The organism is Pseudogemmobacter bohemicus (genome assembly GCF_003290025.1).
Classification (GTDB): domain Bacteria; phylum Pseudomonadota; class Alphaproteobacteria; order Rhodobacterales; family Rhodobacteraceae; genus Pseudogemmobacter; species Pseudogemmobacter bohemicus.
Genome location: NZ_QNHG01000002.1, coordinates 1073197 through 1088011, shown reverse-complemented (window position 1 = coordinate 1088011; position 14815 = coordinate 1073197). Strand labels below are relative to the sequence as shown.

Here is a 14815-nt window from a genome sequence, read left to right as displayed (position 1 = left end):
CCAATCAGAAGCGATAGCCAGATGACGAAACCCGCCGAGACCAGGAAGAAATCCGACCGCAAAGCGGCCAGGAAAGCGCAGGCCGACGGGGTGCAGAGCGAAAAGGTTGCAGCCTTTGCCGCCGCCTCTGCGACGCTGGGTGCCGGTCCGGGAAAAGCCAGAGCTGAAAAGACGGGGGCCGGGAAAACGGGGCCAGGCAAAACCAAAGCCGACACGCAGAAAACGGCCAAAGCTGCGGCCAGCCAGGCGACAGCGCCGCATATCCCCACACGGCGCAAACCCGCACCGCTGCCCGCCGGAAAACCGGCGACCAGCGCCCTTGCAAAACCCGTCACCGCAGCGCCTGCCCGGCGCGCGACCACGCAGCCGGTTGCCGCCGGGCTTGTCGATCACCTTCTGGGCGAGGCGATGCGGGCCGGACGCGACCATGCGACCGAAGTTCTCAGCTGGCACGCACATTTCCCCTTTGCCCGCGCGCTGATCTCGCTGCTGGAGCCGCGCCTCGTGGTCGAGCTGGGCGTGCATAAGGGCGATTCTCTCCTCTCCATGGCCAGCTCGATCCGTGATCTGGGCCAGACCGGCCGGGTGATCGGCATCGACACCTGGGGCGGCGACGACCATGCCGGCCATTATGACGGCGATGCGATCCTGCCCGATCTGATGCGCCGTGCCGCGCAGTTCGGGCCCTCGCTCACGCTGCTGCGCGCGACCTTTGCCGAGGCGCTGGCGGGCTTTGCCGATGGCAGCATCGACCTTCTGCATATTGACGGGCTGCACACTTACGAGGCGGTGCGCGCCGATTTCACCGCCTGGCGGCCCAAGCTCTCGTCCAGAGGGGTGGTGCTTTTCCACGACACTGCCGTGACCAGCGACGATTTCGGGGTCTGGCAGCTGTGGGAAGAGATCCGCGGGCTGGGCCCATCCTGCAATTTCCCCTTTGGCAATGGCCTTGGTGTGCTGGCGCCGGGCAAGGATGTGGCGCCGGAAGTGGCGCAGCTTCTTGACAGTATCGACCGGGGCGAGGACCGCGCCGGGCGCAACATCGCCCGCATGTTCGAGGCGGTCGGGCTGGCCCATGAGGCGGGGTCGCTGCGGCTGGCGCTGCAATCCCAGGCCGAGGCACAGAATGCCGCCCTGCTGGAAGACCGCAGCCGCGCCGCTGCCGAGATCGACCGGCTGAACCAGCTGATCGAAGAAGAGCGCGCCCAGGCCGGTGCCGAATTCACCCGGCTGCGCGAAGAGGCCGATACGCGCGAGACTTCCGCACGCGAGGCCTCGCGCCTCGTGGTGGCCAGCCTGCAAAACCGGCTGGAGGATGAGCGCCGCGTCGCGGGGTCTGAACAGGCGCGTCTGGAACAGCTGATCGGCTCGGAACGGGAGCGCGCGGCGGCGGAATTCCAGCGGCTGGAGCAAGAGGCCGAGCGGCGCGAGGCCGAGGCTCTGGCCCGCTCGTCAGGCGAGATCGCAAGGCTTGAAACGCTGATCGCCGATGAAAGGGCGAAGGCCGGGGCGGAATTTGCCCGTTTGCAGGAAGAGGGCGACCGGCGCGAGGCGGCAGGCTTTGCCCGGGCCGGGTCCGAGGCCGCGATGCTGGAATCGCTGCTGACCGAGGAACGGCAGCAGGCCAGCGAGGAGTATGCCCGTCTGCAACAGGAAGCCGCCGACCAGCTGGCGGGCCGCGACAGCCAGATCGCCCAGCTGCGCGCCCAGGCCGAGGATGAGGCCGCGACGGTTGCCGCGCTCCAGGCGGAAATCGCCCGGCTCAACACCGAGGCCGGGACCGGGGTCGAACATCAGGCTGCAGCCAGTGCGTCGCTGCGGGAAGAGATCGACCGGCTGAAGGCCGAAGCCGGGCAGCAGGCCGCAGCCAGTGCCGCGTTTGAGGCGGAAATCGCCCGGCTGAACACCGAGCGCGCCGGATTTATCGAGACCGATGCGGCCAGCACCGCCCGCCTTGCCGGGCTGCAAGAGGATCACGACCGGCTGGCCGGAGAAAGGGCCGCGCTGCTGGAACAGATGGCCGCGCTGTCTCAGGACAAGACCCAGGACCAGGCGGCGCTGTCGGAACGCAGCGCCCTGCTTGACGAGACCGAGATGCAGCGCCGCCTCGACCGCGAGGCTTTCTCGGCCGAAGAGGCCCGGCTCAACCAGCTGATCGGCGAGGACCGCGCCGCAGGTGGCGCCGAGATCGACCGGCTGAACCGAGAGATCGCCGGGCTGCACCGCGAATATCAGGGCGCTTTGCACAATGCGCGGCTGAAAAGCCGGCTGGTGCGGCGGTTCAAACGGGTGGCCTTCCCGCTGTTCCGCGCGCTGCCCTTGCCGAAGAAGATGAAAAACCGGCTGCGGTTGTCGATCATCAACCGCTACGGCCAGCAATTGCAGCTGGTGCCGCCGAAATCGCCGGCGCTGACGACGCAGACGCAGCTCTTGCTGCGCCAGATCTCGCCGCGCACGCTGGCGCTGGCGCGGGCCTCGACCGGCGCGCCGGTGGATCTGCCGAAACGCTCGGTCTCGGTGATCATCCCGGTCTATAACCAGATCGAATATACCCTGCGCTGCCTCGATTCGATCCGGCTGAACACCCAGGATATCGACTATGAGGTGATCGTGGTCGATGACTGCTCGTCCGATATGACCGAGATCATGCTCTCGGCGAGGGACAACATCACCTATATCCGCAACCCGGAAAACCGCGGTTTCATCGGATCCTGCAATGCCGGTCTGACAAAGGCCACGAAAACCTATATCTGCTATCTGAACAACGACACCGAAGTGACGCCGCGCTGGCTTTCGGCGCTGGTCGATACGTTCGAGATGCATCCCGGCACCGGCATGGTGGGCTCGCAGCTGATCTATCCGGACGGGCGGCTGCAAGAGGCGGGCGGCATCATCTGGGATGATTTCTCCGGCTGGAACTGGGGCCGGCTGCAAGACCCCGAGGCGCCGAAATTCCAATATGCCCGCCAGGCGGATTACTGTTCGGGCGCCGCGATCCTGCTGCCGCGCGCACTGGCGCATGCGATCGGCGGCTTTGATCCGGAATTCACCCCGGCTTATGGCGAAGACAGCGATATGGCCTTCCGTCTGCGGGCGATGGGGCTGAGCGTCATGTATCAGCCGCTGTCGCGCGTGGTGCATTATGAGGGCGTGACCTCGGGGACCGACACCACGAAAGGTGTCAAGGCCTACCAGGTCATCAATGCTGAAAAGCTGAAACACCGCTGGTCGCATGTGCTGCCGCATCAGGGGCCGAACGGCGTCGATCCCGACCGCGCCGCCGACCGGGGCCGCATCGGTCGCGTGCTGGTGATCGACCAGATCACCCCGGAAACCGACAAGGATGCGGGTTCCATCACCGCGCTTGAACTGATGCTCGGCCTGCGCGATCTGGGCTATAAGATCAGCTTCATCCCCTGTTCCAACTTCACCTTCATCCCGGATTATTCGGAACTTCTGGGCGCGCATGGCATTGAATCCGTACTGTATCCCTATGCGAAATCGGTCGAGGATCACCTGACCCAGACCGGCGACACCTATGATGCGGTGGTGCTGTTCCGGGTGAACACGGCCAGCGACAATCTGGCGACGGTGCAACGGCTGGCCCCTTCGGCCAGGGTGATCTTCCACAATTCCGACCTGCATTTCCTGCGCGAGGAACGCGCGAAACATGTCGACAACCCGAATGTAGCCGAGAGCAGGCTTTCCCCGGAAAGCACCAAACGGGTGGAATTGTCGATCATCGAGGCGGCGGATGTGAATATCGTCCATTCGCATTTCGAGAAAGAACTGCTGGCCGGGCTGATCCCTGCGGCGAAGGTCGTGGTCTTCCCCTGGGTTTACGAGCCAAGGGGCGCTGGCAAGCCATTCGCGAAACGGCAGGATATCGTCTTCCTCGGCGGCTACCGCCATTACCCCAATGTCGACGCCGTGCTGCATTACGCGAAGGATGTCGCGCCCCTGATGGGGGCGAAGATGGCGGGGGTGAAATTCCGCGCCATCGGCTCCAACCCGACCGACGAGATGAAGGCGCTGGCCTCGGACAATCTGAAGATCGAGGGCTTTGTCGAGGATCTCGACCCGGTGCTGGGCGCGGCGCGGGTGATGCTGGTGCCTTTGCGCTATGGCGCGGGGCTGAAAGGCAAGATCGTTACGGCAATGGCGCATGGCCTGCCGGTGGTGACTACTTCGGTCGGCGCCGAGGGCATGGCGCTGACCGATGGCGAGAATGTGCTGATCGCCGACAGCCCCGAGGAAATGGCCGCAGCGGTGCAGCGGCTTTACACCGATGCGGCGCTCTGGCAGCGGCTGGCGCTGAACGGGCTTCGCTTTGTCGCGAAAACCACCTCGCGGGCGGCAGGCTACCGCATCGTGGCCGAGATCCTCGACGCCGCCGAACTGGCGCAGCTGCCGCTTTTGCCGGCCAGCGCCGATGCCCGGGACGGCGTGCCCGCCCATCACATGCCCGCCGGCACGCCGGCCTCGCTGCGCGATCCGGCCGGGCTGGCCCGGGCCGCGCTGCAGGCCTCGGGCGCAGCGGGGACGGTCGCAGACTGCCTTCTGTGGCTGCCGCATGGCACCAGCCTGACTGCACAGCCGGGCCCCGGCCCGCGCATGATCCAGCTTGGCCAGCATGAGGGCCATGCGCCGAAGCTTTTCGCCGGTGTGTCCTGCCTGCTTGTGGACGCTTTCGACGATCACGGCACCGCCGAGGCCCTGACCCGGGCGAAAGCCCAGGGCGCGCTGGAGGCCGGCGCAGTGATCCTCTTCCTGCCGCCGGTGCTGGCGATCCGCAACCAGGTCTGGCAGTTGCATCACAGCCTCTCGGGTCTGCCGGTCGACGAGGCGGGCGCCCGCGCGCCGGCCCATATCCGCCATGCCGGGCTGCTTGCCGGTCTTAGCCTCCGGCCGCGCTGGCAGGCGGATGCCAGCCTGACGGGCTTCCCGGGTCTGACCCTGGCAGTTCTGGGCTGAGCGGGGCCGGGGTGCAGCAGTGCCCCGGCTCAGCGCTCGAACAACAGCCGTTTCACATCCTTGCGCAGCAAAAGCAGCCCGCTGACCCCAAGCGCCAGCGAGACCAGCACGACATAAAGCGGCGAGGCATAGGTCGCGTCATAGGTCGGGTAGAACCCGCTGCGCATGATGCCGACGATATGGATATAGGGGTTGAACCAGAGATAGTCGCGCAACATCGGCGGCAGCGAATTGAAGATGAAGAACACGCCCGAGATCATAAACAAAGGCCGCGAAATCAGCGCCCAGGCCACATGCCAGAGGTGGAAGCGCATGAAGAGAAAAGCGTTCAGCGTGCCAAGCGACAGGCCAAACAGCGCCGCCAGCGCAATCGCCTCGGCCACTTTGGCAATATCGAGCATGGCGCGGGTGTCGTAAAACACGATGATCCCGGTCATAACGATGTAGAAAACCAGCAGCTCGGTCGCGAAATTCACCAGAAACCGCGCGACAATGGCATCCACGAAGGTCACCGCCGGATAGGCCAGCAGTGGCTTCGAGAACAAAAGCGAATTGCCGATCTTGTTCGTCAGCGTGGTCGCCATCAGGAAGGGCAAGAGGCCGGTGGCGTAGAAAAGCTCGAAACTGGTGCCGATGGCGGGGCTGTGGAACAGGAACGAGAATGTGAAGGTCAGGATCGCGATCCCGGCCACGGGTTCCAGAATCGCCCAGATATAGCCGCCGGGCGTGCGGCCATAGGTGGTCGACATTTCCCGCAGCATCAGCGCGGCAATGGCGCGGAAACTGGCAAAGCTGCGCGGCTTTGTGGTGGGGGAGGCAGGTTTCTGGGGCTGGGAAAAGCGCACCGTCATTCGGATTGGTCTCGTCTCGGGCAGGCTGGCCGCAGGGTAGCCCCAAGGTGGCCTCAGGGTGCCCAGCCTGTCCTGCTGAAGGGTTCTGCCGGCGGAGAAAGGGCAGAGCCCGGGCCGGGGCGCAGCCGTCTTCCCGGAAAATAGCACCGGGCCAGCGGCGGCGGCAAGCGCATTCGCGGCAGAGCCTGGGCACATATTCTGGTAATCCATCCGCGACCTGGCTATAGTCGCACGACAGGCACCCGCAAACTCAGGCGCAGGTCAGGGTAAATTGACTCCATCCGACAGACCGGCTCCCGCCGCTCCCGCACCCGCAGCGGCGGCAAGTTCGACACCGGCAGCCAATGGCGCCGCGACCGCTTCGGCAAATAATCCCGCAAACGCTCTGCCAGCCGCCGCGACGGGTCAGCCCCCTGCGGCAACGGCTTCGGTTGCGGCGGTGCCCCCTGCGGCGCCTGGTGCAAATCCGGTCCCTGCCCCGCCCGCGATACCTGCCCCGCGCGTGGCAGCCCCTCCGGTTGCAGCGCCTTCGATACATCCCGGCGCCGCGCCGCCGGTAAGGGCACCTCAGACGAACGCTGTGCCAGCGCCGCAAATCAGACCGGTGGCAGGCCCCGCAGCCACGCCAGCTGCACCGCAGGCCGCACCACCACCACCACCACCGGCGGCCGCGCCGCAAGCACCTCAGGCAAGCCCTCCGGCAGCAGCCAGGCCTCCGGCAGCCGTTCCCCCGCCAGCCGCGATGGCAGCGGCGCCGGCCAATACCACCCCCGCTACAGCGCCGCCCGCACCTGCCCCTGCGGCACCGGCGGTTCCACCCGCCGCCCATAATCCCGGAGCAGCCGCGCCGGTTCCCCCGGCAAGACCCGCTGCACCAGCGCCAGCAGTTGCCGCACCGGCCCCCGCACCTGCCGCGCCTGCACCAGCCGCAGCACCGGTTGCAGCACCGGTTGCAGCACCGGTTGCAGCCGCTGCGCCACGCCCGGCAGCGGTTCCGCCCCAGGCGGCAGCCCCCGCCTCGCCCCCGCGCCCCGCTGCACCGGCGGCCGCAGTGGCACCGGCACAGCCCAATGCGGCTCCTGCGGCGGCCCCTGCCCCGGCAGCTCCTGCGGCGGCAGCGCCTCCGGCAGCCCCGCCTCGCCCGGCTGCGCCGGCCGCTGCGCAACCCGCCGCAATGGGTGCGGCCAGGCCCGCAAATACGGCGGCTGCGGCCAGCGCCCCAGCGGCAGCCCCTGCCCCTGCTGCCGCACCACCAGCCAGGCCCGCAGCGGGCCAGCCCCAGCTTGCCGTGGTCAGGCCGCTGCCCTCGGCGCCCGCCGCTGCCGCTGCGGGAGCGGTGGTGCCGGCCCGGGTGGCTCCTGCTCCGGCGGTCCTGCCGCCCAGGGCGCCGATGGTCGCTCCTGCGCAGCCGATCCGTCCCGCCGGGCCGGTGATCAATGCGCTTCCGACCGCATCGCGCAGCCGGTTGCGCCGACGCCATATCGCGCTGATCGGCTCATTTTTCATTCTGGTGCTGCTGCCGGTCCTGGTCGCCGCCTGGTATCTCTGGGCCCGCGCCGCTGACCAGTATTCCTCGATGCTGGGCTTTTCCGTCCACCGCGAGGACGGCGCCTCGACGCTGGGCCTGCTGGCCGGGATCTCCAGCTTTACCAGCACCGGATCGACCCCCGACACCGACATCATCTATAATTACATCTTCAGCCAGCAGGTCGTGTCCGAGATCCAGGGCGAGCTTGACCTCGCCTCCATCTGGTCGAAACCCTCGGGCGATCCCTGGTATACCTATGATACCACCGGCAGCATTGAGGACCTTATCGAATACTGGAAGGACATGGTCAGCGTCTATTACGACAGCTCGACCCGGCTGATGGAGGTCAGGGTTCTGGCCTTCGACCCCGATGACGCGCAGCGCATTGCCCAGGCGATTTATGAAAAATCCGGGGTGATGATCAACAAGCTGAACGAAATCGCCAATGAGGATGCCGTCGCCTTTTCCCGCAAGGAGATGGAGGAGACGCGCGAAAAGCTGATCATTGCGCGCCAGGATCTGACCGCTTTCCGCAACAAATACCAGATCGTCGACCCGACGCTGGATCTGCAAAGCCAGTCGACCATTCTCAGCGCGCTGGAGCAGGAACTGGCCCAGTCGCTGATTGACTACGACCTGCTGGCCGGCACCGCGCCGCCGGATGACCCCCGCGTCAAGGTGCTTGACCGCCGCATCACGGTGATCCGCGACCGGATCGCGGCCGAACGCTCGAAGATCGGCACGCTGGGCGGCGACGAGCAAAGCATGGCCGATGTGGTGGCGGAATATGAGCGGCTGACGGTGGACCGCGAATTCGCCGAAGCCAGCCATACCGCCGCCCGCGCCGCCTATGAGGCCGCCCGCGCTCAGGCAACCCGGCAAACCCGCTATCTGGCGGCGCATGTGCTGCCGACCCGGGCCGAGACCTCGCGCTTCCCCGAGCGGGAAAAGAAACTGGCGACGGTGGCGGTCTTCCTGATCATGCTCTGGGGTGTGCTGGTGCTGGTATTCTACTCGCTGCGTGACCGAAGGTAGGGCCGGCCGGGCGGGCAAGCGATGATCCAGTTCATCAACCTGACCAAGACATTCACCCTGGAAGGGGTGAGCAAGACGGTGGCGAATAATGTCAGCCTGACGATCCCGTCGCGCACTTCGGTTGCGCTGCTGGGCCGGAACGGGGCCGGGAAATCAACGCTGCTGAAGATGATCGCCGGCACACAGTCCCCGACCTCGGGAGAGATCCGCATCACCGGATCGGTGTCCTGGCCGGTGGGGTTTGCCGGCAGTTTCCACCCCGATCTGTCGGGCGCGCAGAATACCCGCTATGTGGCGCGGCTTTACGGGGTGGACAGCGACGAGCTGGTGGCCTTCACCGCCGATTTCGCCGAGTTGGGCAAGCATTTCAACCTGCCGATCCGCACCTATTCCTCGGGGATGGTGGCGCGGCTGGCCTTTGGTGTCTCGATGGGGATCGCTTTCGATACCTATCTGGTGGATGAGGTCACAGCGGTGGGGGATGCCTCGTTCCGCAAGAAATCCAATGATCTTTTCCTCGAACGGATGCGCAATTCCGGCTCGATCGTGGTCAATCACTCGGTCGCGGTGATCCGCCAGCTTTGCAACGCCGCCATCGTGCTGGAAGACGGGGTGCTGAGCTATTTCGAGGATATCGAAGAGGCGATTGCCACCCATAACCAGAATATGGGCGCGGGCTGATCTTCCGGGTCTGATCTTCCGGGGCTGGGGCTCAGATCAGCTGCACCGATTGCATCAGCAGGTCGGGATCGGTGATGCCGAAAACGATCAGCTGATGACCACCAGCAAAACTGATCCTGACCGCATTGGCCTCGGCCTGCATGGCGGCACGCAGGCTGGTGGCGGTCAGGGTGGTGCCGCCGATCTGGGACTGGATCTGCAACCTGTCCTCTCCATAAGTGAAATCCATGATGAGATCGCGCCCGGCATCGAAGACGAAGGTGTCGATCCCGGCACCGCCGTAAAGAATGTCATTGCCGGCGCCACCATAGAGAAAATCATTGCCGTCCCCGCCCAGCAGCGTGTCATCACCATCCCGGCCATAAATCGTGTCATTCCCGGACATGCCATTGATATTGTTGTTCAGATTGTCACCCCAGAGCCGGTCTGAAAACAGGCTGCCGGCAAGGTTCTCGACGCCCTGGAAGACATCGCCCGCCGCCTCGCCGGTGCTGGCGCCGGGGCTCATCATATCGACATTCACCGCCGTGGCCGAGTTCCAGTAGACGGCGAGGTCGATACCATCGCCGCCGACCAGCAGATCGGCCCCCAGACCACCACTCAGCGTATCATTGCCATCGCCGCCATTCAGCGTGTCATTGCCGCTGCGCCCGATCAGCGTGTCATTGCCGCCAAGACCCATCAGGGAATTGGCCTGCATATTGCCGGTGATCCGGTCGTCGAACAGCGTGCCGGCAAGGCCCTCGATGCCGGTAAAGATATCACCGGCCGCGTCACCGGTGCTCAGCATCCACAGCACCATGTCGATGCTGAGCCCGACGGGGGAGTCCCAGTAAAACACCAGATCATAGCCGGCGCCGCCGATGAAACTGTCGGCGCCGGGCCCGCCATGCAGCATGTCATCGCCATCGCCGCCGTTCAGCGTGTCATTGCCGCCGCGCCCGAACAGCGTGTCATTGCCGGCCATGCCCGAGATCGAATTGCCGAAATTATCGCCCGAGATCTGGTCGGAGAACAGGGTGCCGGCCACCGCCTCGACCCCGTTGAACCGGTCTCCGGCGGCATCGCCGGTGCCGGCCTGCGGCAGCAGCATGTCGATGGTCAGCCCGATGGGGGAATCCCAGTAATAGACCAGATCGATACCGGCGCCGCCGATCAGGTAATCCGCCCCCGGCCCGCCATTCAGCATGTCATCGCCATCGCCGCCATTCAGCGTATCATCGCCTTCGCGGCCCATCAGCGTATCATTGCCGGCCATGCCGCCAAGCGCGTTATTGCCGCCATCGCCCAGGATCAGGTCATGGCCCAGGGTGCCCGCGATCAGCTCGATCTCTTCATAGGTATCGCCGCGCGCCTCGCCGGTGCTGTTCATCGGATTGGCGAGGTCGATGCGCAACCCGCTGGTCAGATCCCAGTAATAAACCGTGTCAAACCCCGGACCGCCGATAAAACTATCCGCCCCGGCACCACCGCTGAGCAGGTCGTCGCCATCGCCGCCGTAAAGCGTGTCATCGCCACCCCGCCCCAGCAGCGTGTCATTGCCGGCGCCACCCTCCAGCATATTGGCGACGTTCGAGCCGGCGAGGTAGTCGCCATTGACGGTGCCGGTAAGGGCCTCGATCGTGCCGTAGAACTGGCCGGTGACCGCACCGCCGATCCCGCGTTGCAGCAACAGATCGACCCTGACGGCGCCGGAAATCGCCGAGAAATCAACCCGGTCAAAACCATCACCGCCCAGCAGCGTGTCCTGGCCCTCGCTGGCCAGAAAGACATCATCCCCTGCCGTCCCCAGCAGGTAATCGGCGCGCAGCGTGCCGGGGATCGAGCTGCCCGGACGCCAGAGACTGTAATCGGCATGCCAGAGATCGAAAATCCCGGCCGAGGCAAAGCCGGAGGCATTCAGAGGCAGGCCATTGGCGGAATAGACCACCAGCTCTTCGGTGGCATAGCGGATGATCGCCCCATTTGCGGTAGGGATGATCGTCAGATCGCCAAGGCTGTAGAACCGCCCCCAGGCGCTGAGGTCGATGCGGTCAATGCCCGGCTGGTAGTCATGGATGTAATCCACCACCCCATCCGACGAGAGCACGAAAAGATCCGCCCCGGCGCCACCGTAAAGCCGGTCGCTGCCGGTGCCATCCATCAGGATATCATCGCCTGCACCGCCATAAAGCGTATCATTCCCCGCCCCGCCCTGGATCAGGTCATGCCCGCTGCCGCCGCTCAGGGCATCGGCGCCATCGCTGCCGCTGATCGCGGCGGGCAGCACTCCGGTCGCGACGAAAAGCCGGGTGATGCCGGTCCCCTCGCCTGCGACATAGATCCAGAACCCGTCGGTGCCGGGCTGCAGCGCGAGCGCGGTGATATTGTCCAGCACCATTCCAGGCTGCTGCAGGATGGTCGCGGCGGTGACAAACCGCCCGCCGGGCAGGATCTCGAACACCTGCAACCCGCCATCGCCGCCGCCAGCGACCACAAAGCCGCGCCCGTTCATGGTGATCACTTCCAGCGTCAGAACACCCTGAAACCGGGTATCCAGCGTATCGACCAGATGATCGGCAACCGTCATCGCGCCGCTGGCAGAAAGCGCCAGCAGGGTGATCGAGGAACTGCTGCCCGAGGCGACTACCAGATAGGATGCGCCGTGGATTTCGACATAGCGCAGCGCCGAGGGGTCATTGATGCCCAGCCCCTCGGCCGCGCCGATGCTGCTGGCCACAAAAGGCTGCCCGGTTGCCGTCAGCCGCAAAACGTCGATCCGGTCGCCCTGCAGCGACGCCACCGCCACAAATTGCGCGGCGCCGATGCTGAACCCGGTCATGGTCGAAAGGGTGATCCCCGGCAGGTCCGGCCCAAGCCGCAGCGTGCCGGTCAGCGCCATCGCCCCATTGGACGGAGCGACCGAATAGACCGAAACCAGCCCGCTATCGGCCGTTGCGGCATAAAGCCAGGTCTGGTCGCCGAAGCTCATCAACACCTGGGCCGAGATGATCCCCGTCGGCCCGCCATCCGGGCGCGATGTATTGCGCAGCGTGCCATCGGCATTCAGCCGGAATGAAACCAGCGTGCTTTCCTCGATCCCTGAATAGATCAGATGTCGGGTCGATCCCAGCTGATAGAAATCCAGCGTCGGCGGCGCCGAAAGCCGCGAGCGCGCCGCCAGCGCGCTCTGGCTGATCAGCTGCATGCCTCCCGCGCCGATCTCGAAGCCAAGGATCCCGCCCCCGGCCCGCGTCGTCGTATACAGCATCAGCCGCTCGCCGATTGTCGTCAGCAGCATATCCCCGATGCCCGACACCATATTCAGTGGCGCATCGGTAAAAGTTTCCAGTACATCAACCCGGAACATGGACCCACACCCGTCATTCCCCGGCTGCGATCATGGCAGAGGCGTGCTTTCAGGCTTCTTGCCGCATTCGGGCAGGATAGCGGCATTCGTAAAGGGTTTTAGGAAAACCTGTATCGGTGATGGAGATTTGCGCCGCATCGGCGCCCGGCCCCCTGACCCAGACTCTAACACGGACTCTGACACGGACCGTGTCGCGGATTGCGTCCCGCCCCGGTTTCGGCGAAGGATGACCCGATGGGATGGGCCGCGCCGGCAACAGACGCGCCCACGCCCCGCCGGCAGGGTGGATATGCGCCAGAACGATCAGCATGTGACAATCGTGATGGCCACCCGCAACGGGGAGGCCCATCTGCCCGAGCAGCTCGCCAGCATCGCAGCGCAGAGCCATCCCTCCTGGTCGCTCTTTGTGTCGGATGACGGCTCGACCGACCGCAGCCGCGAGATCCTTGCGGAATTCGGCAAGACCCACCCCGTCACCCTGGTCGATGGCCCCCGGCGCGGGGCGGCGGCGAATTTCCTCTCGGCGCTGTGCCACCCGGATCTGCCGCAGGGCATCGTCGCGCTGGCCGATCAGGATGATGTCTGGCTGAAGGGCAAGCTTGCGCGCGGGCTGCGCCGCATTGCCGCCGCCGAACGCATGATGGGCGGCGCACAGCCCGACATTGCGGTGCCGGTGATCTATGCCGGTGAAAGCATGCTGGCCGATGGGGCGCTGAACACGCTCAGCCAGTCGAAATCGGGGCGGACGCGACCGGGTTTCGCACCCTCGCTGGCGCAGAACCTGTTTGCCGGCCATTCGATCATGCTCAACCCGGCGGCGCTGGCACTGGTGCGCCGCGCGGGCATACCCGAAGGCGTCAGCTGGCATGACTGGTGGCTTTATCAACTGATCGCCGGTTGCGGCGGCGGGCTGGCGCTCGACCCGACGCCGGTGGTGATCTACCGCCAGCATGACGGCAATGCGCTTGGGGGCGCGCGGGGCACCGCAGCGGGAAAACGGCGGCTCGCCATGCTGCTCAGCGGCGAATGGGGGCGGATGATGCAGGGCCAGGCCCAGGCGCTGAAGGCGCGCGAGGCGATGCTGACCAAGGCGGCGCGGGTCACACTGGACGGGTTCCTGGACGCGCCGGGATATGGCCCGGCGCGCATTCTGGCATTCCGCCGCCTTGGCATCCATCGCAGCTCGCGCATCGGCGATGCGGCCATGGCGGCGGCGGCGGTGTTCGGGCGGCTTTAGAACCAGCGCCCGACGGCCATGGCCCTGACGCCGACCGTCCCGGCCTTCGTCACCAGCGCCAGCACCCTGAGCGACACCGAAGCCGCCACCGGCGCTGCGTGGGAAAGCCAGCAATCCACCGCATCCGCCATGCCCGAAACCACCGGCGTCGAGCCGGTCACGAAGGCCACCGGATAGGTCCAGGTCAGCGCCGCCGAGGTGAACCCGGAGCCAAGCGCGGTCGAGGCACTGGCGACTGAAAGAGTGTTCCTCCAGCAGATCTGGGTGCCATCGGCATAGCGGATATACTCGCCATTCGCGTTCGAGCCGCGCTCGATCACCGCGCCGGCCGGCACCCCGGCCGCCTGGGAGACGGGGCCGAGAATATTGCTCCTCGCAAAGACCTGCGAGCCGGCGCGGGTCAGACCCTGCGGGAAATCCACCACGCCGGTTGCCGCCGCCACCTGCAGCCCGGTGAACCAGGCCGAGCCATCACCGCTGACCTTGACCGAGAAATCGCTGCCGCCGGCAGTGCCCATCTCGGCCCGCCCCGACCAGGCGGTCTGGAACAGCAGGCTTGCGGTATGCGCCGCGGCCGCCTTGTTCAGCTTCAGCTGCATGCCGGCGCCCTGATGGGTCATCAGCACCGCCTCAGACGCCACCGCCAGCCGGTTCACCGCATCGGGCGAGGTGCCGACACCCAGCCGCGCGAAGCCGCCCTCGCCCTCATCCGGGGTCTTCCAGGTCAGGCCGTCAAACACCGCCTCACGCTGCTCGGCCAGCACCCAGGCGCGCCAGCCCGGCACCGGCGCGTGGAACTGCCAGCCGGTGCCGGTCATCACCGCAATCCGCCCCTCCTGCCCGACCCAGAGCCCGGTCGCGCTGACCGCCACCAGATGCCGGTCGCCGGGCACCGCCGTCACCGGCGGCGCGGTGCGGTTGCGGTCCAGCACCGCCAGCTGCACCACGGCATCCAGCGCCAGCAGGGCCTCGTTATGGGTCACATGTTTCTGCGCCTGAGCGGGCAGGATCAGCGGCAGGCCAAGAATATCGGTGGAATCGGACAAGTTTGCCTCCATGCGGGGTCAAAGCCGCAGTTAACCGCGAGGCAGTCGCGCACCCGCGGGGCAAAGGCTAGGTGTCAGGGGTTTAACGCCTCCTGGCCCGCCGCGCGCCCGGAG

8 protein-coding genes are annotated in these 14815 nt (G+C 66.0%); 4 read left to right on the top strand and 4 right to left on the bottom strand.

Features of this window, described 5'->3' with window-relative positions:
• Positions 1–21 precede the first annotated feature (21 nt).
• Positions 22–4974, top strand: coding sequence for a glycosyltransferase (locus DRF71_RS13050; RefSeq protein WP_112310932.1), 4953 nt, complete (start codon positions 22–24; stop codon positions 4972–4974).
• Positions 4975–5003: 29 nt separating this feature from the next.
• On the opposite strand, the gene DRF71_RS13045 is transcribed toward DRF71_RS13050, so the two are convergent.
• Together DRF71_RS13045 and DRF71_RS27435 are read right to left on the bottom strand one after the other, a co-directional pair.
• The gene (locus DRF71_RS13045) at positions 5004–5825 is read right to left on the bottom strand and encodes an ABC transporter permease (protein WP_112310931.1); all 822 of its coding nucleotides are present in this window, start codon (positions 5823–5825) and stop codon (positions 5004–5006) included.
• Positions 5826–6598: 773 nt separating this feature from the next.
• Positions 6599–7000 carry a hypothetical protein gene (locus tag DRF71_RS27435; protein ID WP_157971069.1) on the bottom strand — a complete coding sequence of 134 codons (402 nt, stop codon included), beginning with the start codon at positions 6998–7000 and terminating at the stop codon, positions 6599–6601.
• A gap of 215 nt (positions 7001–7215) precedes the next feature.
• Between DRF71_RS27435 and DRF71_RS27430 the strand changes: the two genes are divergently transcribed.
• Entirely contained in the window at positions 7216–8388 is a 1173-nt protein-coding gene (locus tag DRF71_RS27430; RefSeq protein WP_157971068.1) for a capsule biosynthesis protein, read from the top strand.
• A gap of 21 nt (positions 8389–8409) precedes the next feature.
• On the top strand, positions 8410–9069 hold the full coding sequence (locus DRF71_RS13035; RefSeq protein WP_112310930.1) for an ABC transporter ATP-binding protein: 660 nt from the start codon (positions 8410–8412) through the stop codon (positions 9067–9069).
• A 31-nt stretch (positions 9070–9100) separates the two neighbouring features.
• Here the strand turns inward: DRF71_RS13035 and DRF71_RS13030 are convergent, their stop codons facing one another.
• Positions 9101–12418, bottom strand: a complete 3318-nt coding sequence (locus DRF71_RS13030) for a calcium-binding protein (RefSeq protein ID WP_112310929.1) — start codon at positions 12416–12418, stop codon at positions 9101–9103.
• Between the two features lie 289 nt (positions 12419–12707).
• On the opposite strand from DRF71_RS13030, the gene DRF71_RS13025 reads away from it, so the two are divergent.
• Complete coding sequence (locus DRF71_RS13025) at positions 12708–13655, top strand: glycosyltransferase (RefSeq protein WP_157971067.1); 948 nt, start codon at positions 12708–12710, stop codon at positions 13653–13655.
• Here the strand turns inward: DRF71_RS13025 and DRF71_RS13020 are convergent.
• The gene (locus DRF71_RS13020) at positions 13652–14701 is read right to left on the bottom strand and encodes a DUF2793 domain-containing protein (protein WP_112311310.1); all 1050 of its coding nucleotides are present in this window, start codon (positions 14699–14701) and stop codon (positions 13652–13654) included. The genes DRF71_RS13025 and DRF71_RS13020 overlap by 4 nt on opposite strands.
• Between the last annotated feature and the right edge of the window lie 114 nt (positions 14702–14815).